We start from the raw sequence: 16,846 nt of genomic DNA, 5'->3' as shown, positions 1-16,846 counted from the left end.
CTGTTTTTTGAGATACCGATATGCAACCATAAGTTTCACTTTTAAAACACATCAATTCAAATTATTATGAGAAAAATTGCTTTACTAACCCTTTTAATCTTATTTATTGCTCCGGTAAAGGCCCAGAACATTGTAGACAACAGCAGAGGAGGCCAGATAGATGTTATCCTGAGGAATAATTCCAATCAACCGGTAGACGGAGCATTGGGATCTCCTTATATTTCAGAGAACTTCATCCCGGCTAAGGTAAACGCCTTTAACGAAATTTATTCTGTACGTTATAACGGGGCTGTTGATGCTATGGAGTTTAAAAGCAGCGATGATAAGATCCTGGTATTAGACAAATTAAGCGAGTATACTATTTCTTTTGCAACTGCAGATAAAAAAACCTATCAGACCGTTACTTTCGACAGCGGTAAAAGAGGTTTTGCAGTACTGTTATGGAATGATGAAGATTCCAAAAGCGGATTGTATCTGAAAGAGCGAGTAGAATTTATTCCAAGACAACCTGCAGTTAGTAGCTACTCCAAAGATCAACCTGCAAAGTACAAGAGAGTAAAAGACGTTTTCTTCTTTAAAGGAACCAACGGCGTTTTAAAAGAAATCTCTACCAAAAAGAAAAAGTTCTACGCTTTATTTGAAGGTAAAGAAAAAGAAGTACAGCAGTTCGTAAAGAAGAACAAATTAAAGATCAGCAAGCAGCAAGACCTTGTTAAGATCATCTCTTTTTATTTAGGAAAAGAGCAAGCATAATAAGCAATTACGAGAACAGAACAATTTCAGCTGGAAAAAGCAGGTAGGTATTCTATCTGCTTTTTTCTTTTTTAGAAATAATATTTAAGTCCCAGGATCAGGTTCCTTCCGGCGGCCGATATTCCTGACGAATAGGTACGGTATCGCTGGTCTGTAATATTTTCCAGAGAAACATTCGACTCCAGGTTTTGTGTGATCTTGTATTGAGATCTCAGATTAAGCGTGTACCACGAAGCGGCAAACGGATTCCCGTTCTCATCTATAGCGTATAAAAAAGGCTTGTTCCGCTCGGACGGCGCCAGGTCTTCAAAAGAAATTTCCCCGTTATAATTCAGAAAGAAATCAAGTTTGAGTTTATTGTTATCCCATACCAGATGTGCATCTGCAAACAGGGGTGCTACATGGCGAAGAGCTGCTTCAGAACCGTCGTCCAGTTCCTCCCTTCCCTTGGTAAGGGTAAGGTTTGACATAAAGGAAAGCCTGTCGGTAAAATAAGCATCCAGCCCAAACTCGAAACCATAAGAGAAAGCTCTTGCTGCATTTTGTATCGCTTGTACATTACTGGGTTCTCCCTGAAAATCGATTATCCGTTGTCCGTTTAACTCAAAGTCCCTTCGTACCAGGGCATTGTCCAGTAAGGTGTAAAAAGTTGCAAAGCTGAAGGAAACGCGATTATTGAAATTCTTGCGAATCCCGAATTCGGCATTATATGCGTATTCCGGCTCCAGGTCCGGATTCGGTACAACTACCGATCCCGGTTCCGAATCGAATATCCTTCCTACATCATCTATATTTGGCGCTCTGAAAGCGGTACTTCCGTTTAAGGTGATCTGAAGATTTTCTTCCGGCAACCAGCTGATCCCCACACTTCCGGTAAATGCTCCTGTTTTTACGTTTGCCTCCGTAAAAGGAAAGTCGAAAAAGCGATTGTCAAAATCGGCATCCAGCGAAACATAACTGTAACGCACTCCGGACAGGAGGCTCAGATTCGGTTTTATTTTATGCTCGAGATTTACAAAAGCTGCAAAGGTCTGCCAGGTAGATCCATCGGGATATCTGGATTGTGCTTCCGAAAGTTCCCCGCTAACTATATTTCGTTCGCTTCCTTCGGAGTCTACCGTATTCAACACATATTCCAATCCGTAAAACAGCTTGGTCTTATCATCAAACTTCTTTTCCAGGTCGAGGTTAGCAGAATAGGCATCTACATTCTCTACATTGCGGTTAAAGATATCGCTCTGAAAATTCCGGTCGTTACGGCTTTCTTCGAAATGCTGATAAGCCAGGGTCAACCTCGCATTATCATACCATTTTGTATTTCCTTTTTTGTTGACCTGAAAATTCCCCATAAACCATCGCTGGGGGCCGTAGAACCACTCCGCAGATCTGGGAAGGCCATCTATGAGTTCTATAAGGCGGTCATATCGGGCATAGTTTGATGTTGATGTATAGATAAGACCCAGGTTAAAATCCCATGTTTCATTGGGAGTAAACTTCACTTTCTGAAGAAAGTTAATCTGGCTGTAGCCCGAAGGTCTTTGTATTAACGGATCGTCATTCTGTACAACTACATCTTCTCCGTTTACACGATCTACGAAAAAAGTTCTCAGAAATTCATCAGGACCGTGTCTCCCCTGACGGAGGTCGTCGAAATCGGAATAACTGAAACTCGAAAGAAAAGCCCATTTTTTCCAGCCGAAATTCAGATCGGCGTGAACTGTCTTCTCATCATTTGCTGTTGCATAACGGGTAAAGGCATTTCCATGGACCAGCAGAGAATCTGTTCGCGACTGTTGCGCTTCTTTGGTATAAAAATTAAGCACCCCACCTATGGCATCACTTCCGTAGATAACCGAACCGGGGCCGAAAATCACTTCGGTCCTTTGTATGGTAAACGGATCTATAGAGATCACGTTTTGTACATTCCCTCCCCTGAAGATAGCCGTGTTCATCCGAACCCCGTCTACCGTTAACAACAGTCTGTTCGTAGCAAAACCACGGATAATCGGACTTCCTCCACCCAACTGGCTTTTCTGAACATACACCTGACCGCTGTTTTGCAGGAGGTCTGCCGAGGTTTGTGGATTTGCAAACGCAATTTCCTCACTTTTAATACTGTTTATTTTCTGGGGGATATCTCTCTTCTGTTGTTCCCATTTGGAAATAGAAAGGACCACCTCGTCAAGTTTTTCAGACTGAGGTATCAGCTTAACTACTCCATTATCGGATAAGGCTTGTTTTTTCGACACTCTCTTCTCCCTGTACCCAAACAATCTGAAAATGATCTTCTCATTATCGGAGAAAATCGAAAGATCTACGGCACCATTAACATCTGTACTTCGGGTCTTGGTTTTCCCCTGATTGTAAACTACAACATTCGGAACAGGCTCGTTTGTTTCAGAATCTATCACTTTTACCGATTGGGAATATGATATATAAGTAAAAAAGAATAAAAGTATCGCTACGGCCTTTCTCATTTCAATTAAAAACTTCATTCAATATTAAAAGTGACTTAGGTTTCCTAAAACCCTGCAAATGTAACTCAAAATATACGATTAACAGGTTAAGTAAGGAATGTCTTTGCTTTTTTGTCAATTTGATCTTTTGGACATCATCAAAATTTATGCCTAAGAACTGCCTCAACAGTGTTAAATTCTCATCTTTAACAGTATTTAATGACGGTTCTCCGGTAAATTCCCCCTCAACCAGATCAAAATATGGAAGGTCTCTTTGAGTGTCATCCGGATAAAATCCGAAATAACGTGTCAGGTTAAACAAAAAGAGGATATGAAAATTAGAGATCTCGTCATGAGTGTCCAGCCATTGAAAGGCAGTTTCCAGAAAACTGAAAAGTCCCGCATCTTCTTCCTCTTCCCTGATGGAAACACTCAGTACTTCGGCCAGGAAAAACGCAATGGCATTTTTTTTAATATCGGTATGTATAGATGCATAAGGAAAGCTGATCCTGGCTTCTCTCAGGCTTTCCAGGGTACCTTTCCCTTTATGACGGGCAATGATCTCGAGTTGGGTCAGGGGCTGAAAATAAGCTGCTTTCAGTTTCCCTTTTTTGGATGCCCTGACTCCTTTGAGCAAATAGGATTTCACCCCGTCTGAAGCCGTAAAACACTTGACGATCAGACTGGAATCGCCGTATTTAACGGTAGATATTACTATGGCTTTGGTAGCGACGATCATTTATATGCCGTGAATTGTTAGCATCTGCAAAATACATGCTCTTTTTACAAAAACAAAGGCCCCTCAATATTCTGAGGAGCCTCCTATTATTTTATATACAAAAAGAAGCTTAAACGATTCCCTGTGCAAGCATAGCATCAGCTACCTTTACAAAACCGGCAATATTAGCTCCTTTTACGTAGTTTGTATAATCTCCGTTATTTCCGAATTCCAGGCAGGAATTGTGAATATCGTTCATGATACCTTTAAGTTTCTCATCAACTTCTTCTCTTGTCCAGCTGTAACGAAGTGAGTTCTGAGCCATTTCCAGTCCGGATACGGCAACACCTCCTGCATTAGATGCTTTTCCGGGAGCAAAAAGGATCTTTCCTTTATGGAAAACCTCAATAGCTTCGGGAGTAGAAGGCATATTAGCTCCTTCACTCACACAAATACATCCGTTAGCAACAAGCTGCTCGGCATCTTCTCCGTTTAACTCATTTTGAGTAGCACAAGGTAGAGCAACGTCACATTTTACACCCCATGGGGTTTTTCCTGCAACAAACTCTGCCGAAGGATATTTTTCAACATACTCGGAAACTCTTCCGCGTTTAACGTTCTTAAGCTCCATTACAAAGGCAAGTTTTTCCGTATCTATTCCGTCTTTGTCATAGATATATCCTGAAGAATCGGAAAGGGTAACTACTTTACCTCCTAATTGAATTACTTTTTCTGCTGCATACTGGGCAACATTACCGGAACCTGAGATCACTACGGTCTTCCCGTCTATGGATTCTCCTTGGGTCTTCAACATGTTTTCCGCAAAATACACGTTTCCGTATCCTGTTGCTTCCGGACGGATCAAGGATCCACCCCAGCTTATACCTTTTCCGGTAAGTACTCCGGTAAACTCATTTTTAAGTTTCTTATACTGTCCGAATAAATATCCTATCTCTCTTCCTCCAACACCTATATCTCCTGCAGGAACATCTGTATTCGGCCCGATATGCCTGTATAGTTCAGACATAAAGCTCTGGCAAAAACGCATTACCTCATTATCTGATTTTCCTTTAGGGTCAAAATCAGATCCTCCTTTTCCACCTCCCATAGGAAGTGTGGTCAAACTGTTTTTGAAGACTTGCTCAAAAGCGAGGAATTTTAATATACTGAGGTTTACGGAAGGGTGAAAACGAAGACCTCCCTTATAAGGGCCGATAGCCGAATTCATTTCTATCCTGTACCCTCTGTTAACCTGTACTTCACCGGAATCATCTACCCATGGAACTCTGAACATCACAACTCTCTCCGGTTCTACCATACGCAACAGGATATTCTTCCCCTTGTAGATATCATTGTCAACGATGTAAGGAATTACCGCCTCGGCAACTTCACTTACTGCTTGTAAAAATTCAGGCTCGTGTCCGTTTCTCTCCTTAACGAGCTCTAAAAAAGCATTTATTTTTTCTTCCATATGAAAGCTTCTACTATATAGTATTTAATCGATTTATAATATTCGGACGCAAATATACGTTTTATGCAAAAAAAAGTGCGTATTTTTTTTAATTTCACAATTAATTAATAATTCGCAAGCATCCTGGAGGAAAAGATTTTTTTCCAGAAGTATTTACGTATTAAATTGTAGATCAATACAATTTTTTTTTGTTATTTAAGTTTTTGTATATATTTGCTTTAAGTAGCGCCCCAAGGAAATAACCAATGAAAAAAAATTTATTCTTTTTTCTGTCTGCTTTTGTGCTGGTTCCTCAACTAGTCAAATCCCAATCGTTTTCGAATGAGATAGGTGCCTATGTAGGCCCTGTAGCTTTTTATTCCGACTATGGGCAGCGTCAGAACTTCGATACGAATATAGGAAACGTAGGATTCTCTATCGGTTTGGTCCATTATATGAACTTTTCGTATACCAGCGGATACGATATCTATTCTCCGCTCAACTACATAAAAGATCATTTTAAGATCCGTAATGAACTTTCATACACCAATGTTAACCTTCAGCATTTCGGGGAATTTGTAGCTCCGGATAAAACTTCTCTGTTCGCCCAGCAGTTAAGGGGTATGAGAGGAGAGAGCACGGTATTTAGCCTGGGTTCAAGTATAGAGTTCTATCCTTTTAGCATTAAAGATTTTGAAAGTGGAGGCCCTAAGCTTTCACCTCATATAGGAGCAGGTATCCACTATAGTTTTTACACCCCGAAAGCCTTTTCGGAACTGGGTGTTCTGGGAGATCCTGCCGTAACTCCGGAAAAATTTATCGATGCCTTTACCAACGATAGTGGTTCGGCTATTTCTTTGGTGGGAAGTCTTGGTTTAAGATATAAGATCTCCCCGTTGGAAGATATCCTGTTACAGGCAAAATGGCAGCTTTTCTTTTCCGATTTTGTCGATGGACTTGCTCCGGATGAAACCCGTTTCCCCGAAAACAGAGCCAACGACTGGATGTTTTTTATCAATGTAGGTTACATCTTCTACCTGGAAAATTAAAAAAAGATCCGCCTTTCAGCGGACCTTGTAAATCTATTTTATTTCGGTATCGAATTTATCCTATTGCCTGTTCGAGGTCTTTTATAAGATCATCGGCATCCTCTATTCCTACACTTAATCTGATAAGTGCATCAACCACTCCGCTTTTTTCTCTTTCTTCTTTCGGAATACTCGCGTGTGTCATACTTGCCGGGTGTCCAGCCAGCGATTCAACTCCTCCAAGAGATTCGGCCAGTGTAAAGATCCTGAGCTTTTCTACGATCTTAATAGCATCTTCATAGCTGCTCCCTTTGGTAACAAAGGAGATCATCCCGCCAAAATCGTCCATCTGCCTTTTAGCAATATCATGGTTCGGGTGGTTTTCAAAACCAGGCCAGTATACTTTTTCGATTTTCGGATGTGACGCCAGGTATTCGGCTACCGCTTTTCCGTTTTCACAATGACGCTGCATTCTTATATGAAGGGTCTTTATTCCTCTAAGTACCAGGAAACTGTCCATAGGTCCGCAAACCGCACCACTGGCATTCTGGATAAAATAAAGCTTATCTGCAATTTCCTTGTCCTTTACGATCAGGGCTCCCATCACAACATCACTATGTCCACCCAGGTATTTTGTTGCCGAGTGCATCACAATATCCGCTCCCAGATCCAAAGGTCTCTGAAGGTAAGGTGTTGCAAAAGTATTATCTACCGCCAGGAGTAAATTGTGCTTCTTAGCTACTCCGGAAACCGCCTCAATGTCTATGATATTCATCATAGGGTTAGTGGGAGTTTCCACCCAGATCAACTTTGTATTATCATTTACAAAGCTTTCGATCTTGGCTGCATTTTCCATTCCTGTAAAATGGAATTTGATCCCGAAATCCTGGAAGATCTGTGTAAACAATCTGTAGCTTCCACCGTAAAGATCGTTGGTAGATATTACCTCATCTCCGGGCTTAAGTAATTTAAGAACAGCATCGATTGCTGCCAGGCCGCTCCCGAAGGCAAGGCCATATGTTCCGTTCTCTATACTCGCCAGTGAATTTTCCAAAGCATTCCTGGTCGGATTATGAGTACGGCTGTATTCGTATCCCTTATGCCCTCCGGGAGTGGTCTGAGCATAAGTAGAAGTTTGATAGATAGGTGGCATTACAGCACCGTAAGCCTTATCGTGCTCCTGCCCACCGTGTATTGTTTTAGTATTAAATTTCATGGACGTTGTTGTTAATTTTATTTTTCAGATAACAGATCTGATGAATTAATTTCAAAAATTTTCACAAATGTACCGTTTCCTTTTGGTGATTGCAATGAAGCTTATACCTTTAGAGATAAATTCATTTAAACCGCCTGATCATGAAACGCTTCACCTCGGTGTTCTTATTACTGAACCTGCTCCTTAGTTGCTCTGAAAACCAAAAACTTACATTTAATGATATTTCATTTGATCCGGTCAATTGTGAAAGCTGTTTACCGGTAGAAGTCAATATCCCCAGAGCCGAATCAGCAGACGATATCGGGAAGAATATAAATACGGCAGTTTCGGAGCTGGTTATCGAGATCCTGAACTTTGCGGAAGAAAAACAACCGGAAACCATAGAAGAGGCTATCGAAGAATTTCAATCGGCTTTTAAAGAGCTTAAAGACGAATTTCCGGATAGCCCGGACTGGGAAGCAACGATAGACGGAGAGGTGAGCAAGGAGAAAAAAGATCTTATCTGCATTCGTATCAACTCCTATATGTTTACCGGTGGTGCACATGGTTACGGGGCGACCTCTTTCCTTAATTTCGATGCAAAAAGCGGAAAATTACTGGAACATTCAGATCTCTTTAAAGACAGGAAGGGATTTATGGCCCTTGCGGAAAAAGAATTCAGAAAACAGGAAAATATAAGCGCCGCTTCTAATATTAACAGCAGTGGATTTATGTTTGAGAATGATAAATTCCACCTGCCGGAAAATATCGGATTCACAGATAGTCATATTGTCCTTCACTACAATCAATACGAGATAGCTTCCTATGCAGAGGGTCCTAAAATCCTCGAATTACCACTGGAAGAGGTTAAGCGTTTCCTCAATTATTAATGGCCTTAAACAAACTGAAGATATATCCCAGGTGTAACCCCTCGTGATAGGTGTTAAAGTGGATGGCATCGTCTATATTTTTCAGTACCACTCCGGCACGGGTGGTAAGCTCTTTGTATTCCCTGAATATATTTTTGGAATAATCCTCCCTGCTTTGGCGGATACAGTTCAATAACAAACTGTCTATCCTTTCTATTTCCTCCTGTGAAACCCTTTCTTCAGGAACGGAACCATTGCCGTATTTCTTTTCCAGATCACTGTCTATCATCATCTCCAGTCCCGACCTTTTGTACAGGAGTTGCTGCTGAATAGCCACCACATGTGCAATATTCCAGAAAATATTATTTCTAAAGCCCGGGGGTATTTTTACCAGGTCATCATAAGGGGTGTTTTTAAGAAAGCCGGAAAAAGCTTTTCTGTTCTGCATAGCAATATCAAATGCGGTCTCCATTTTGTGATTTTTTGCTAAATATAGAAGATTTCCTTTGGAAATGGTTTTTCTTTGCACTGGAAAACAAGGAATGCTAATTCTTAAAACAAAGACCTGTGAAAAAGATCTATTACCTTAAGACCTGTGATACTTGTAAAAGGATCCTTAACGAGTTACAACCGCTTAACGGTTTTACGCTTCAGGACATTAAAGAAGAAGAAATTACGGTTAAACAGCTGGAGGAAATGCATGAGCTTTCCGGAAGTTATGAGTCTCTTTTCAGCAAAAGGGCTAAACTGTACAAGGAACGTGATCTTAAGAATGAAGTGCTGAATGAAAATGATTATAAGGGGTTTATTCTGGAACACTACACATTCCTAAAACGCCCGGTGATCATTACAGAAGGGCAGATCTTTATCGGTAACAGCAAAAATGTGGTTGCCGCAGCTAAAACAGCAATTCATGGGTAAGAGAACGCTGGCCTTACTGGCTGCCTTTGGTGCCAGTGCCATTTACGCTATTAATCATACCATAGCCAAGGGGCTTATGCCTACCTATATCGGAGCATTCGGGATCATTCTCCTGAGAGTGGTCGGGGCGTCGGTACTTTTCTGGATCATCAGTTTCTGGGGTCCCAGGGAAAAGATCGCAAAAAGCGACTGGCCGCGCCTCATCGGTTCTGCTATTTTCGGAATGGTGATCAATATGCTGATGTTCTTTAAAGGTTTAAGCCTTTCCACTCCTATTAACAGTTCGGTAATTATTACCATTTCCCCCATCATAGTACTGATCCTCTCGGCCATTATGATCAATGAAAAGATCACTTTGGTCAAAACCCTTGGGATTATCATAGGTTTTGCAGGAGCATTATCCCTTATCCTCTTCGGAGCGGAAGTGCGGCAGGATGCCCCCAACATTCCTTTGGGTAATTCTCTTTTTATCATTAATGCTATTTCATACAGTATTTACCTTATAATGGTTAAACCGTTAACCGCTAAATACCATTCTATCACTCTGATGAAATGGATCTTCCTGGTGGCTATCTTCTTTAATTTTCCGGTCACCATATCAGAATTCAGTGCGGTACAATGGGCAGAACTGCCTTTTGAAGCTATCTGGAAAATGACATTTGTAGTTGTGGGAACGACCTTCCTTACCTATTTACTTAATATCTATGCCTTAAAAGAATTAAAGGCCTCTACCATCGGAGCCTTTATATATCTTCAACCCCTACTGGCTATTATTTTTGCATTGATGGTAGGAGCAGACTCCCTGAATCCCGTTAAGATCTCGGCAGCGGCGCTGGTATTTCTCGGAGTATATCTGGTAACCAAAAAGCCAAAAGAATCAGCTTAGATCTACAGGTTTTTTAGCATATTTCCTGGTGTCTTCCCTGGTGAGGACCTTAAAATCGTCCGGACGTTCTATCTTATCAAAAAAGTGAGCGATCTCCTGTGGTAAAGGGATCAGTTTTCGGCTTTCCAGGTCTATCCAGCCTCCCAGGATCTCACAATGCCCGAAATTCCGGCCCTTGCGATCGTAGTAATTATGTCTGAATTCAAAAAACATCCCGTCTTCACTCAGGCCTACCAGTTCGAGGGAAACCTTAATGGGCTGTCCCATAAACACCTCCCTGAAATAATACATATGCTCGTAAAAAACAACCGGGCCAATATTATGGGTTACCAGCAGCTTCTGGTCGAAGCCGCATTCGGTTAGGAACGACATTCTTGTATGTGCTGCAAAACTCAGATAGGAAGCATTGGCAAGGTGCCTGTTCGCATCCAGATCGTTCCATCGTATTTCAAAATCTTTTAAGTACATCTCTTCCTGGAATTTTGCGCTAAAATACAAAAGAAATTACTATGCATGCATAGTTTTATTTCTTTCTGTGTTTTTACTAAATTTAAGTGCACAAAAGCTCGCTCATGTATATCAAAAGAAATTTAGACCTGAAAATTATTTTGCGCTTTGCATGGCGCAATCTTCTGTTCTTTGCCCTTTGGGCCGGTGCTGTATACAGCGCCTACTTTTATTTAGGATGGAAGTTTATTGACATTCCCTTTCAACCGCTAAGCGTTATCGGTATTGCCGTAGCCTTTTACGTCGGTTTTAAGAACAGTCAGAGTTATGATCGCTTCTGGGAAGCCCGGAAGATCTGGGGAGGCATTGTCAATTCTTCCAGAACCTGGGGAAACCAGGTCATTTCCCTGGTAGAAGCCGATCATAAAGTCAAGAAAGAACTGATCTACCGGCAATTGGCATGGATCAATGCCCTGAGAATTCAGTTAAGGCAATCCACCTCTTTTACCATGAAGGAAAATCCGGATGTGGAACGCCTGGTAAACCGGCATGGCGAACAAAATCCCGCCTGCGATGCCATCCTCCCTTTTGTGGAGGAAGAAGAATTCAATCAGCTAAAAAAGCGAAAGAATGTAGCTACTCATCTTATCAAAGATCAGGGGTTGGCTGTTCGGCAGTTGCTGAAGGAAGAAAAGATCACCGAGTTCGATAAACAGATCTTTCACTCAACCCTGGAAGAGCTGTACACCTTGCAGGGAAAATGCGAACGTATTAAAAACACACCTTTTCCCAGGCAGTATGCTTATTTCAGTACGGTCTTCACATGGATCTTTATCCTGTTGCTTCCTTTCGGACTCCTGTCTGTTTTCGAATCCGAATTGAGTGAACTGAAAACAACCTTTACGAAGGAGTTGTTCCTGATCCTTATGATCCCTTTTTCGGTATTGATCTCCTGGATCTTTATCACTATGGAAAAAGTGGGCAGTAATAGCGAAGATCCGTTTGAGGGCAGGATCAATGATGTTCCGATGACCGCTCTTTGCAGAACCATAGAGATCGACCTGAGGGATATGTTGGATGAAGAGGAATTACCTGAAAAAATTCAGCCTAAAGACAATATACTGTATTAAAAAAAAGGGCTTTAAGGCCCTTTTTGTTATCAATGCTGATCTATTAAGATCGGATTTCCATCCGGATCGGTGACCATAAAGGATGCAGGGCCTTCTTTTTTATCCATTCCGTTGGCCATGACTGTTTTGATCCCGTTATCATCCATACTCCTGTAGATCTCTCTCGCATTATTTCCGGGATTAAACGTCAGGGTGTTTTTAGGGAACATTCCCTGAAAAAGACCTATTTTACTTTCTTTGTTCTTTAAGATCACCCAGCGTTGATCGGGGTTACCATCGATGACCTCAAAGCCCAGTTTTTTGTAAAACGAGATAGATTCCCCAATATCCTTTACCGTCAGGGAAAGCGAAAAATTACCTAAGTCCATTTTATTTTTTTTACGGTTCCACTTATATATTCTTTTTTTGATCCAGCTTCCGTCCTTCGCAATGTCAAAGGAGGTGGTGGTGAGCACATCGGCCTGTAAATCGGAATGGTGCCCGTGCATACTTTTTACACCTTTTGAAGATACGAACTCCTGCTTTAGTTCGGAAATATTGGCATCCCTCATTCGCAAGGGGCCTTTCCCTATGGTTCCGTCTATTCCGTATTGAATAAGGATCCCCTCCTTTCTGTCGAAATCCCAAAACTGCCTGAATTCCCAGAATAGTTGCTGTTTTTTCCCCTTTATCATTCCGAAGAGTTTTCCGTTGATACTCTGTTTACCAACTCCCCATTCCCATTCCATCAGATATTGATCAAAAGGTTCTCTCTCATTCTGATAGGCTGAATTATCTGCAATCCATATTCCTACGGAGGCTTCCATATTTTCTGTAAACCAGGCCGGAACTTCCTGCGAATACATTTGGAAGCTTAAAACACAAAGTGTGATGATGATTGATTTTTTCATAATGTTCGTTTTAATTGATTGTATTTCCTTCGGCCAGTTGTTGCCAGTTGTCCAGCAAGATCTTCATATCCTCTTCTGCCTGCTTGCTTCCTGCCGAAATAAAGAAACCGCTCAGAAAGGGATTTTCGAATTCATAGGCAAAATCCAGGGAGATCCTGGTGCTTGTAGGCGCAATAGAATCTACCCTCCATAAACCCGATAAGGATTTAAAAGGAAATCTGTAATCTTCTCTTTCGGTATTTACCCTGAACTTAAACTGAACTCCGGGCTCCCACAGGGTACACACTTCTTCCCAGCTGTTTCCGGCAGGGTCTGCACATTCCCGTTTCATCCCGAGTCCGTTTCCTTCCAGTATCCTTACTTTATCTATTCCGGCTGCGGTAACCTCATGGTAATTCCCCACATCCGAAATAATATCCCATACTTCATCGACATGTGCATGGACGATCCGTTCTGCCGTAAAGTGATTTAGTCCTTTGGTCTTAGGGTACTGAATCCCTCCGTAGACCAGCAATGCCACGATAAGGGAGGCGAGGGTCAGTACAGTGATCTTTAAAATTTTTCGTATCATGATCTTTTTGTTTTCAGGTAAAATTAAGCCGGAAAAGAGGGCGTTTTCCGGGAAATAAGGCGCTCTTAATTAATTGAAACTCCTTAGAGACCTTTTTAAAATTCCCTATAGTTCTCGTTTAATTAAGCATTACTATTTTTATACTATGAACAGCATAGAGTCTTTTTCATTTATCGTTACTTTTTTCCTCGGAGGTATTATCCTTATCGGGATCTTTATCTTAAGTGTGGTACTGAGAAGCTCGGGTCTGGGATTCTCCCGCTATTTTCTCGCCTTTATAATTTTCGGGCTCATTCAACATCTCTTTACCTATTTGCTGTTCACCACAGAACTGATAAAACAGTGGCCTCATTTGTTCGGGCTTGGTTATCCTCTTCTCTTTCTGGTGGGTCCCGCCTTCTATTTTTTTGTCAGGAGTTACGGGGATAGTTCTTTCCGCTTTAAACCGGTATACCTGATCCATATCCTTCCCTTTCTTATCATGTTTGTTTTCTATCTGCCCCTTCATTTTCAAGGAATAGAAGAGAAGCAAAAACTCATCGATTATTATTACAATATCCTGCCTCAGGGAGGTGTTTCCTTTACAGACTGGTTCCTCGCCAGTTTATATATGCTGCTGTTATTTGCATATGCCGTCGGTTCTTTTGTGTACCTACATCGCAAAGACAAAAAGAACAGTATATTACTTAAAAGGATCAGTCTTCTTCTGATCCTGCTGGCATTTTTAGATCTTTTACTGCAAACGGGCTTCCTCCTTTCGGGAGCTTCTGCCATTACATCAGAGATCGTTCTGTCGGGGGTTTTATCTATCAGCATATTATTGCTGGGGTATTGGATCGTAGACATCAAACAGGTGTTGCCTTTGGGCGACAAAAACAAATACAGGACCTCTCCGCTATCGGACGAACAGAGCCGGCAGATACAGAAGCGAATACGGAATGCCATAGAAGGTGAGGAACTATACCTCAATCCCAATTTAAAGATCGGCGATCTGGCAAAAGCCATAGAAACTCCTTCTCATCATATTTCGCAAGTGCTTAACCACAGTATGCAGGCAGGTTTTTACGATATCATCAATAAATACCGTGTAGACAGGGCCCGGGAGTTATTGTGCTCTGCCACCCTGGAGAAACTTTCCATTCAGGCCATCGGGGAAGAGTGCGGATTTAACAACAAAGCCAGTTTTTACAGAGCTTTTAAAAAGCACACTCAAATGACGCCTTCAGAATACATCAGTAAAAAACACGGCAACTAAGGGAGCTTTTATTATTTTAGAGCCTTTAAAGTTAAATACATGCCACTGATCAGATCTGACTACAAGCCACCTCATCTTTTTAAAAACGGGCATTTTTCAACCATCTATTCCGGCCTTGTCCGAAAGGTTAACGGGATTCGGCAGGAACGGGAACGCATAGATCTTTCCGATGGCGATTTTATAGACCTGGACTGGAGTTTCTCCGCTTCGGAAACGGGTAAACTGATCGTGGTCATACACGGCCTGGAAGGAAATGCACAGCGCCCGTATGTAACCGGGGTGGCCCGTCTGTTTAATCAGAACGGCATCGATGCGGTATGCGTAAACCTCAGAAGTTGCAGCGGAGAGGTGAATAAATTGTTCCGGTCCTATCATTCCGGGGCTACCGAAGATCTGGTGGAGATCATGGATCATATAACAACCCATAAAAAGTATACGGATATCTATATTAACGGTTTTAGCCTGGGAGGCAACCTCAGCCTTAAATATGCCGGAGAAGGGAATCCTATTCCGGAACAGTTAAAAGCCATTATTGCCGTATCCGTCCCCTGTTATCTGTACGGATCGATGCTTGAGCTTCACAAGAGGAAAAACTTCCTTTATGCCAGGAGGTTCAAACAACATTTGCTTGAAAAACTGAAAGAGAAACAAAAAAAGTTCCCCGAAAAAATAAACGGTACCGATATCAGTAAAATAATAACCTTAAAGGATTTTGACGACGTATACACTTCAAAGGCTCACGGCTTTAAGGATGCGCTCGATTATTACGAAAAAGCCAGTTCATTACCGCATCTGCACAACATAAAGATCCCTACCCTTATCCTCAACGCCAGGAACGATTCTTTTCTCTCCGAAGAGTGTTTCCCGATGAAGGAAGCGGAAAAAAACAGCAATTTGTTCCTCGAAATTCCAGATCACGGAGGCCATGTCGGTTTTTATGCCGGAAACAGGGTTTATTACAATGAAAAAAGAGCGCTGGAATTCATTAATGAGAACGCTATTTAGTATCTTAGTAGGCTAAAATATCACCTTATGAAAAATTTACACAAAGCCGCCACAATTGTAGTTTTTTCCCTATTGATAAGTTGTGGTGGAAAAGAAGAGAAAAAAGAAGGATTCCAGTACGACCGAACTAAAAAAACAGAAACTTCAAAAGAGGATAAGACTTCCAATAACATTGTGTTGGTTTCCGACGACCTGATGAAGTTCAATTTGAAGGAGATCAGGGTAAAAGCCGGGCAGAAAGTTACTTTAACCCTAAAGCATACAGGTAAGCTTGACAAGAAGATCATGGGGCATAATTTTGTACTGCTCACGCAAGGAACCGATCTTGTTTCATTTGCTACTGTTGCTGCTACAGCCAGGGATAATGAGTACATCCCGGAAAACACTACCGAAGTTATTGTACATACCAAACTAATAGGCGGAGGAGAAACAGATGTTATAGAATTTGAGGCCCCTGCCAAGGGTACTTATGATTTCCTTTGCAGCTTTCCCGGACACTATGGCCTTATGCAGGGAAAATTTATCGTAGAATAGATATTTACTCAATATATTCAAATCAAAAAGCCCTGACGTTTTACCGCCAGGGCTTTTCTAAAAAACACTATAATTTATAATTAAAGAGACCAAGCTTTACCCTGGGTAGTTTCGTTTAGATCAACACAACCTTCCTGTCTTCCGGGAACCGGATCATAAGCCAGTACTTCTTTCCCGACAATCTCATTGGTCTTATAGCCGAAAATGGCCAGAGAACGAATATTGTCTAAAAAGACAAAGGTTAGTGTATCATCGTCAATAGAAGCATCTTCTCCTGCCTCCATAGCCTGTATATATTCGCCTAACTTCTCATAAATAGCTTCCTGTTCTTCCTTGCTTACTTTAAGTGATCCTGCCAGAACAGCTTCAATATCTTCTGCCTTTAATTTAGAGGCATCTTCCTTTTCTGATGCACTTAAAGCCTTAGCTGTAAAAACCTCCAGACCTTTCTTCATCAGCACCTGCTGCTCCGGTTCAAAAACCTCAAAAGCAAAAGTATCTACGAACTGAGGAACATTTACCTCAATTCCTCCGGGAGTATCTGTTACCGGCAAAATAATGTCTACCAGTTGCTGTACGGTCCTGCCTTCACCTTCCGAAAAGAACTGCGGGGTCCATGCAGGATATTTTTCATTCTGACAACTCTGTAATATGCTCAGTACCGTTGGAGTTGCTACTACAAACCCCATCGATAGCCCTAAATTCTTTATCGCCTTTCTTCTATCCATTATTGAAATA

The 16,846-nt window shown here is 41.6% G+C and carries 18 protein-coding genes; 9 read left to right on the top strand and 9 right to left on the bottom strand.

The genetic code is table 11. The features are described 5' to 3' along the window. Positions 1-66: 66 nt before the first annotated feature. Entirely contained in the window at positions 67-753 is a 687-nt protein-coding gene (locus GWK08_RS13380; RefSeq protein WP_163607731.1) for a hypothetical protein, read from the top strand. Positions 754-824: 71 nt separating this feature from the next. Here GWK08_RS13380 and GWK08_RS13375 read toward each other — a convergent pair whose 3' ends face one another. From GWK08_RS13375 to gdhA, 3 genes are all read right to left on the bottom strand, one after another. Then, complete coding sequence (locus GWK08_RS13375; RefSeq protein ID WP_239524922.1) at positions 825-3,248, bottom strand: TonB-dependent receptor; 2,424 nt, start codon at positions 3,246-3,248, stop codon at positions 825-827. After that, a complete protein-coding gene (recO, locus tag GWK08_RS13370) occupies positions 3,232-3,948 on the bottom strand; it encodes a DNA repair protein RecO (RefSeq protein ID WP_163607730.1) in 717 nt (238 codons plus the stop codon). The genes GWK08_RS13375 and recO overlap by 17 nt, the downstream gene beginning before the upstream one ends. A gap of 109 nt (positions 3,949-4,057) precedes the next feature. Continuing rightward, the gene (gene gdhA / locus GWK08_RS13365; RefSeq protein ID WP_163607729.1) at positions 4,058-5,398 is read right to left on the bottom strand and encodes an NADP-specific glutamate dehydrogenase; all 1,341 of its coding nucleotides are present in this window, start codon (positions 5,396-5,398) and stop codon (positions 4,058-4,060) included. Between the two features lie 245 nt (positions 5,399-5,643). Between gdhA and GWK08_RS13360 the strand changes: the two genes are divergently transcribed. Continuing rightward, a complete protein-coding gene (locus GWK08_RS13360) occupies positions 5,644-6,426 on the top strand; it encodes a THC0290_0291 family protein (RefSeq protein WP_163607728.1) in 783 nt (260 codons plus the stop codon). Between the two features lie 55 nt (positions 6,427-6,481). On the opposite strand, the gene GWK08_RS13355 is transcribed toward GWK08_RS13360, so the two are convergent. After that, on the bottom strand, positions 6,482-7,621 hold the full coding sequence (locus GWK08_RS13355; protein ID WP_163607727.1) for a cystathionine gamma-synthase: 1,140 nt from the start codon (positions 7,619-7,621) through the stop codon (positions 6,482-6,484). A 140-nt stretch (positions 7,622-7,761) separates the two neighbouring features. Here GWK08_RS13355 and GWK08_RS13350 point away from each other — a divergent pair, with 140 nt between their 5' ends. Further along, the gene (locus tag GWK08_RS13350) at positions 7,762-8,490 is read left to right on the top strand and encodes a DUF3298 and DUF4163 domain-containing protein (protein ID WP_163607726.1); all 729 of its coding nucleotides are present in this window, start codon (positions 7,762-7,764) and stop codon (positions 8,488-8,490) included. Here the strand turns inward: GWK08_RS13350 and GWK08_RS13345 are convergent. After that, positions 8,480-8,941, bottom strand: coding sequence for a DinB family protein (locus GWK08_RS13345; protein WP_163607725.1), 462 nt, complete (start codon positions 8,939-8,941; stop codon positions 8,480-8,482). The genes GWK08_RS13350 and GWK08_RS13345 overlap by 11 nt on opposite strands. Positions 8,942-9,036: 95 nt before the next feature. Here GWK08_RS13345 and GWK08_RS13340 point away from each other — a divergent pair, with 95 nt between their 5' ends. Both GWK08_RS13340 and GWK08_RS13335 read left to right on the top strand, forming a co-directional pair. After that, entirely contained in the window at positions 9,037-9,390 is a 354-nt protein-coding gene (locus GWK08_RS13340) for an arsenate reductase family protein (protein WP_163607724.1), read from the top strand. Continuing rightward, the gene (locus GWK08_RS13335; protein WP_163607723.1) at positions 9,383-10,276 is read left to right on the top strand and encodes a DMT family transporter; all 894 of its coding nucleotides are present in this window, start codon (positions 9,383-9,385) and stop codon (positions 10,274-10,276) included. The genes GWK08_RS13340 and GWK08_RS13335 overlap by 8 nt, the downstream gene beginning before the upstream one ends. Here the strand turns inward: GWK08_RS13335 and GWK08_RS13330 are convergent. Then, on the bottom strand, positions 10,268-10,744 hold the full coding sequence (locus tag GWK08_RS13330; protein WP_163607722.1) for an acyl-CoA thioesterase: 477 nt from the start codon (positions 10,742-10,744) through the stop codon (positions 10,268-10,270). The genes GWK08_RS13335 and GWK08_RS13330 overlap by 9 nt on opposite strands. 104 nt (positions 10,745-10,848) lie before the next feature. Between GWK08_RS13330 and GWK08_RS13325 the strand changes: the two genes are divergently transcribed. Beyond that, positions 10,849-11,853, top strand: coding sequence for a bestrophin family protein (locus tag GWK08_RS13325; RefSeq protein ID WP_163607721.1), 1,005 nt, complete (start codon positions 10,849-10,851; stop codon positions 11,851-11,853). Between the two features lie 29 nt (positions 11,854-11,882). Here the strand turns inward: GWK08_RS13325 and GWK08_RS19410 are convergent, their stop codons facing one another. Together GWK08_RS19410 and GWK08_RS13315 are read right to left on the bottom strand one after the other, a co-directional pair. Further along, entirely contained in the window at positions 11,883-12,743 is an 861-nt protein-coding gene (locus GWK08_RS19410) for a VOC family protein (protein WP_317168156.1), read from the bottom strand. 10 nt (positions 12,744-12,753) lie between these two features. After that, positions 12,754-13,314 (bottom strand): type II toxin-antitoxin system RatA family toxin, encoded by a 561-nt coding sequence (locus tag GWK08_RS13315; protein WP_163607720.1) that lies wholly within the window; start codon positions 13,312-13,314, stop codon positions 12,754-12,756. A gap of 145 nt (positions 13,315-13,459) precedes the next feature. Between GWK08_RS13315 and GWK08_RS13310 the strand changes: the two genes are divergently transcribed. Genes GWK08_RS13310 through azu form a run of 3 tightly spaced genes read left to right on the top strand, consistent with a single transcriptional unit; the run spans position 13,460 to position 16,108 of the window. Next, positions 13,460-14,569, top strand: a complete 1,110-nt coding sequence (locus GWK08_RS13310) for an AraC family transcriptional regulator (RefSeq protein WP_163607719.1) — start codon at positions 13,460-13,462, stop codon at positions 14,567-14,569. A 39-nt stretch (positions 14,570-14,608) separates the two neighbouring features. After that, positions 14,609-15,574, top strand: coding sequence for a YheT family hydrolase (locus GWK08_RS13305; protein ID WP_163607718.1), 966 nt, complete (start codon positions 14,609-14,611; stop codon positions 15,572-15,574). Positions 15,575-15,601: 27 nt separating this feature from the next. Then, positions 15,602-16,108, top strand: a complete 507-nt coding sequence (azu, locus tag GWK08_RS13300) for an azurin (protein ID WP_163607717.1) — start codon at positions 15,602-15,604, stop codon at positions 16,106-16,108. An 80-nt stretch (positions 16,109-16,188) separates the two neighbouring features. Here azu and GWK08_RS13295 read toward each other — a convergent pair whose 3' ends face one another. Then, on the bottom strand, positions 16,189-16,836 hold the full coding sequence (locus GWK08_RS13295) for a gluconate 2-dehydrogenase subunit 3 family protein (RefSeq protein ID WP_163607716.1): 648 nt from the start codon (positions 16,834-16,836) through the stop codon (positions 16,189-16,191). Between the last annotated feature and the right edge of the window lie 10 nt (positions 16,837-16,846).

The sequence above is a fragment of the Leptobacterium flavescens genome (assembly GCF_010671605.1).
Taxonomy (GTDB): domain Bacteria; phylum Bacteroidota; class Bacteroidia; order Flavobacteriales; family Flavobacteriaceae; genus Leptobacterium; species Leptobacterium flavescens.
Note: the sequence above shows the minus strand (reverse complement) of the source record. Positions and strands in the feature narration are given on the sequence as shown.

Coding starts and splice junctions, on each gene's coding strand:
- GWK08_RS13380 (WP_163607731.1), top strand. CDS start 67: ATGAGAAAAATTGCTTTACTAACCCTTTTAATCTTATTTATTGCTCCG.
- GWK08_RS13375 (WP_239524922.1), bottom strand. CDS start 3,248: ATGAAGTTTTTAATTGAAATGAGAAAGGCCGTAGCGATACTTTTATTC.
- recO (WP_163607730.1), bottom strand. CDS start 3,948: ATGATCGTCGCTACCAAAGCCATAGTAATATCTACCGTTAAATACGGC.
- gdhA (WP_163607729.1), bottom strand. CDS start 5,398: ATGGAAGAAAAAATAAATGCTTTTTTAGAGCTCGTTAAGGAGAGAAAC.
- GWK08_RS13360 (WP_163607728.1), top strand. CDS start 5,644: ATGAAAAAAAATTTATTCTTTTTTCTGTCTGCTTTTGTGCTGGTTCCT.
- GWK08_RS13355 (WP_163607727.1), bottom strand. CDS start 7,621: ATGAAATTTAATACTAAAACAATACACGGTGGGCAGGAGCACGATAAG.
- GWK08_RS13350 (WP_163607726.1), top strand. CDS start 7,762: ATGAAACGCTTCACCTCGGTGTTCTTATTACTGAACCTGCTCCTTAGT.
- GWK08_RS13345 (WP_163607725.1), bottom strand. CDS start 8,941: ATGGAGACCGCATTTGATATTGCTATGCAGAACAGAAAAGCTTTTTCC.
- GWK08_RS13335 (WP_163607723.1), top strand. CDS start 9,383: ATGGGTAAGAGAACGCTGGCCTTACTGGCTGCCTTTGGTGCCAGTGCC.
- GWK08_RS13330 (WP_163607722.1), bottom strand. CDS start 10,744: ATGTACTTAAAAGATTTTGAAATACGATGGAACGATCTGGATGCGAAC.
- GWK08_RS13325 (WP_163607721.1), top strand. CDS start 10,849: ATGTATATCAAAAGAAATTTAGACCTGAAAATTATTTTGCGCTTTGCA.
- GWK08_RS19410 (WP_317168156.1), bottom strand. CDS start 12,743: ATGAAAAAATCAATCATCATCACACTTTGTGTTTTAAGCTTCCAAATG.
- GWK08_RS13315 (WP_163607720.1), bottom strand. CDS start 13,314: ATGATACGAAAAATTTTAAAGATCACTGTACTGACCCTCGCCTCCCTT.
- GWK08_RS13310 (WP_163607719.1), top strand. CDS start 13,460: ATGAACAGCATAGAGTCTTTTTCATTTATCGTTACTTTTTTCCTCGGA.
- GWK08_RS13305 (WP_163607718.1), top strand. CDS start 14,609: ATGCCACTGATCAGATCTGACTACAAGCCACCTCATCTTTTTAAAAAC.
- azu (WP_163607717.1), top strand. CDS start 15,602: ATGAAAAATTTACACAAAGCCGCCACAATTGTAGTTTTTTCCCTATTG.
- GWK08_RS13295 (WP_163607716.1), bottom strand. CDS start 16,836: ATGGATAGAAGAAAGGCGATAAAGAATTTAGGGCTATCGATGGGGTTT.